This is a genomic window from Mesonia sp. K4-1, from assembly GCF_008017825.1.
Lineage (GTDB): Bacteria > Bacteroidota > Bacteroidia > Flavobacteriales > Flavobacteriaceae > Mesonia.
On record NZ_VRLS01000004.1, the window covers coordinates 1 to 3,795 of the forward strand.

At 32.7% G+C, this 3,795-nt stretch carries 4 protein-coding genes; 2 read left to right on the top strand and 2 right to left on the bottom strand.

Annotated features, from left to right (window positions below; all coding sequences use genetic code 11):
- Positions 1-40: 40 nt before the first annotated feature.
- Positions 41-1,012, bottom strand: coding sequence for an IS110 family transposase (locus FT986_RS00060; RefSeq protein ID WP_111542173.1), 972 nt, complete (start codon positions 1,010-1,012; stop codon positions 41-43).
- A gap of 370 nt (positions 1,013-1,382) precedes the next feature.
- Between FT986_RS00060 and FT986_RS00065 the strand changes: the two genes are divergently transcribed.
- On the top strand, positions 1,383-1,934 hold the full coding sequence (locus FT986_RS00065; RefSeq protein ID WP_147863263.1) for a hypothetical protein: 552 nt from the start codon (positions 1,383-1,385) through the stop codon (positions 1,932-1,934).
- Between the two features lie 190 nt (positions 1,935-2,124).
- Entirely contained in the window at positions 2,125-2,583 is a 459-nt protein-coding gene (locus tag FT986_RS00070) for a hypothetical protein (RefSeq protein WP_147863264.1), read from the top strand.
- 7 nt (positions 2,584-2,590) lie between these two features.
- Here FT986_RS00070 and FT986_RS00075 read toward each other — a convergent pair whose 3' ends face one another.
- Positions 2,591-3,562 carry an IS110 family transposase gene (locus FT986_RS00075; protein WP_111542173.1) on the bottom strand — a complete coding sequence of 324 codons (972 nt, stop codon included), beginning with the start codon at positions 3,560-3,562 and terminating at the stop codon, positions 2,591-2,593.
- Between the last annotated feature and the right edge of the window lie 233 nt (positions 3,563-3,795).

Here is a 3,795-nt window from a genome sequence, read left to right on the forward strand (position 1 = left end):
CCACAACAAAGTACTGTGGTAAAAAACAAGTAAAAACTCACTAATTTTTAGCCAACGTACTTCTGTAAGAATCATCATATACTAGTCCTGATTTTGCAATAGCAAAAGCCTGTTTTAGTAACTTATTACACACAGCAATTAAAGCTAGTTTTTTACTCTTCCCTTTTGCTACTATACGGTCATAAATATCTTGGCAAGCCTTATTATATTTACAAGCATTAAAACTGCACATAAATAGTAAATTACGGAGTTTTTGATTTCCTATTTTACTTATTCGACTACGTCCATTTACACTGCTTCCACTCTTGCGAATCATAGGAGTTAATCCTGCATAACTACACAATTCACTTCCGCTTGTAAAACGCTCAAATCCATCGGTAAGAACCACTAGCATGAGGGAGGTTTTCGCTCCAATTCCTGGTATGGTTTTCACACGGGTCAATAAATCTTGATGTACTTCTTTTACCAATATTAAAAGTTTATCTTCCAAGGTTTTCATTTCTTTCTGTACCTGTTTTAAACTACGTTTGAGAGAACTTACAACTGCTTTACTGGGATTTCCTAAAACAGCTTCACCATGTATTTTGTTTTTTAGCATTGTGCTCTGTTTTGTATAAACAGCTAGGAGTCTAGTCATTTGGAGACATTCTGTTTGATGCTTCGAGTTCCCTTTCCATAGCTTCAACTCAACTTGTTTACCATATTCACAAATCAGTTTAGAGTCACTTTTATCCGTCTTAATTTTTGACAATTTCATTTGGATAAAGCGCTTAACTGCTAATGGGTTTTCTACGGAAACTTTTATCCCAGACTCTAATAAATAATAAGCCAACTGATAGTGATAATAGCCTGTGGCTTCCATCACACAATGACTATTCAAGCCTAAGAGTTTTATAAACTTTCTAAAGCCAGAAATGCTGTTTTTAAATTGGTAATAATTCCCTTCAGAATCCGTAACATCAAAAACTAAATGGCTAATGTCTATTCCAAAATATTTAATATCTTTATTCATAAGAAAATGTTTTTTGAAAGGACAACCTACGCGAGTTTCAACGACTTAAAATCGAGGTCTAAAAGCCTCATAGAACTGTACGAAATCTGTGTAGAAAAGAGAGGGGATTTTCAATGTTGACGAAGTCTTAAGCTTCTGCGTATATAATAACCTTAATCCTCTCTTTGTTCTTTCTTTTTTATAGATCTTAATTTAATGTTTTTATTGAAATGCTAACTTAAGCCGTGTATAGCTCATTGCGGCTGAATTCCTAATCGGAATTCATTGCAATTTGCTATCTTTCGGTTACGGTGGAAAATCCTCGCGGATTTCCCGCAACGAGCCATACACAAACACGTTGTAAAACATTTAAGACAAACATTACGCTGAATTGAAAAAACTCAAATCTGACTTCTCAATAAAAGAAATTGGAACATTAAGATTCTATAGCGGAATTATTGTTGGAATCGGATATTGTTTAATTTTTAACACTCTACTGCGAATAACTTTAAGGCTTTGTAATATTGGAGATAATATAGAAGCAATGAATTGGTTGAATATCATAAACTATGAGTTTTCGGCTTATTATTTGACTTTAATCGGAATTGCTTCTGTTGGATTTTCTTTTTGCTTTACGACTTATTTGTGGATGAGTAAACCATTTGCAACAAACAGAAGAAAAACATTGAAATTAAGAATGGCTCAAATTAATCCGATTTGGATTTTATTTGGAACATTACTTTTTCTATTACGAATGTTTTGGTTTATTGCTGGTGTCGATTTGACAATTGAAAAAGACTTTGTGTATTTGGGATTTATGATTCCAATTTTCATTTATTTGTATTGTTGGAATTTAATTTCGGATATTTATAAAAGTAAAAAACCGTTTCTGATAACTTCGCTGATTATTATAATTATCGGAATTATCTTGAGCGGAATTTAGAAAGTGAAATAAAAACGTTTTACAACACCGTATAAAAATAATGCTTAGTTTAGTGCTTAATCAAGAGTCCGTGCGCTTTTGTTACGTCTGATTTTCCTGCGGAAAATCCTCGCACACAAAACCGCACTATTCTTATACATAAACGTTGTGTGTAATGCGGAAAAATAACGTAAAAATATAATTTCAATAAATGAAAACCTTGTTTATCTTCATACTTTTCATTGTAATTAGCTGTAAAAGTATTCCTGAAAAACCACCATCAATAGAAGACTATCCAATATTGAGAGAATGCGACTCAATCGGAAAAATAGCAAAGATGGATTTCAAAAATGGAATTAGAGAGTATGACATACTAGGAACTGTTACCTTGACAGATTTCGAAATGTTTTACTGGGAATATATGGAAAAAAATTACAATATCATTATCAAAGCAAGCGACGCACCAACATTTGAGGAAGAGTGCTATGCGGAATCTATGAACAACGAAATTGAAAAAAAATATGGTAAAAAATTTATAAATTCCACGATTGAGAAAGCTAAACTAGAATATGAAAAAAAAAGTAAAGTCGATTTATTGCGAAATATTAGAAACGAAAAACAGTGCCAGAAGCACTACACACAACAAAGTACTGTGGTAAAAAACAAGTAAAAACTCACTAATTTTTAGCCAACGTACTTCTGTAAGAATCATCATATACTAGTCCTGATTTTGCAATAGCAAAAGCCTGTTTTAGTAACTTATTACACACAGCAATTAAAGCTAGTTTTTTACTCTTCCCTTTTGCTACTATACGGTCATAAATATCTTGGCAAGCCTTATTATATTTACAAGCATTAAAACTGCACATAAATAGTAAATTACGGAGTTTTTGATTTCCTATTTTACTTATTCGACTACGTCCATTTACACTGCTTCCACTCTTGCGAATCATAGGAGTTAATCCTGCATAACTACACAATTCACTTCCGCTTGTAAAACGCTCAAATCCATCGGTAAGAACCACTAGCATGAGGGAGGTTTTCGCTCCAATTCCTGGTATGGTTTTCACACGGGTCAATAAATCTTGATGTACTTCTTTTACCAATATTAAAAGTTTATCTTCCAAGGTTTTCATTTCTTTCTGTACCTGTTTTAAACTACGTTTGAGAGAACTTACAACTGCTTTACTGGGATTTCCTAAAACAGCTTCACCATGTATTTTGTTTTTTAGCATTGTGCTCTGTTTTGTATAAACAGCTAGGAGTCTAGTCATTTGGAGACATTCTGTTTGATGCTTCGAGTTCCCTTTCCATAGCTTCAACTCAACTTGTTTACCATATTCACAAATCAGTTTAGAGTCACTTTTATCCGTCTTAATTTTTGACAATTTCATTTGGATAAAGCGCTTAACTGCTAATGGGTTTTCTACGGAAACTTTTATCCCAGACTCTAATAAATAATAAGCCAACTGATAGTGATAATAGCCTGTGGCTTCCATCACACAATGACTATTCAAGCCTAAGAGTTTTATAAACTTTCTAAAGCCAGAAATGCTGTTTTTAAATTGGTAATAATTCCCTTCAGAATCCGTAACATCAAAAACTAAATGGCTAATGTCTATTCCAAAATATTTAATATCTTTATTCATAAGAAAATGTTTTTTGAAAGGACAACCTACGCGAGTTTCAACGACTTAAAATCGAGGTCTAAAAGCCTCATAGAACTGTACGAAATCTGTGTAGAAAAGAGAGGGGATTTTCAATGTTGACGAAGTCTTAAGCTTCTGCGTATATAATAACCTTAATCCTCTCTTTGTTCTTTCTTTTTTATAGATCTTAATTTAATGTTTTTATTGAAATGCTAACTTAAGACGTATATAAC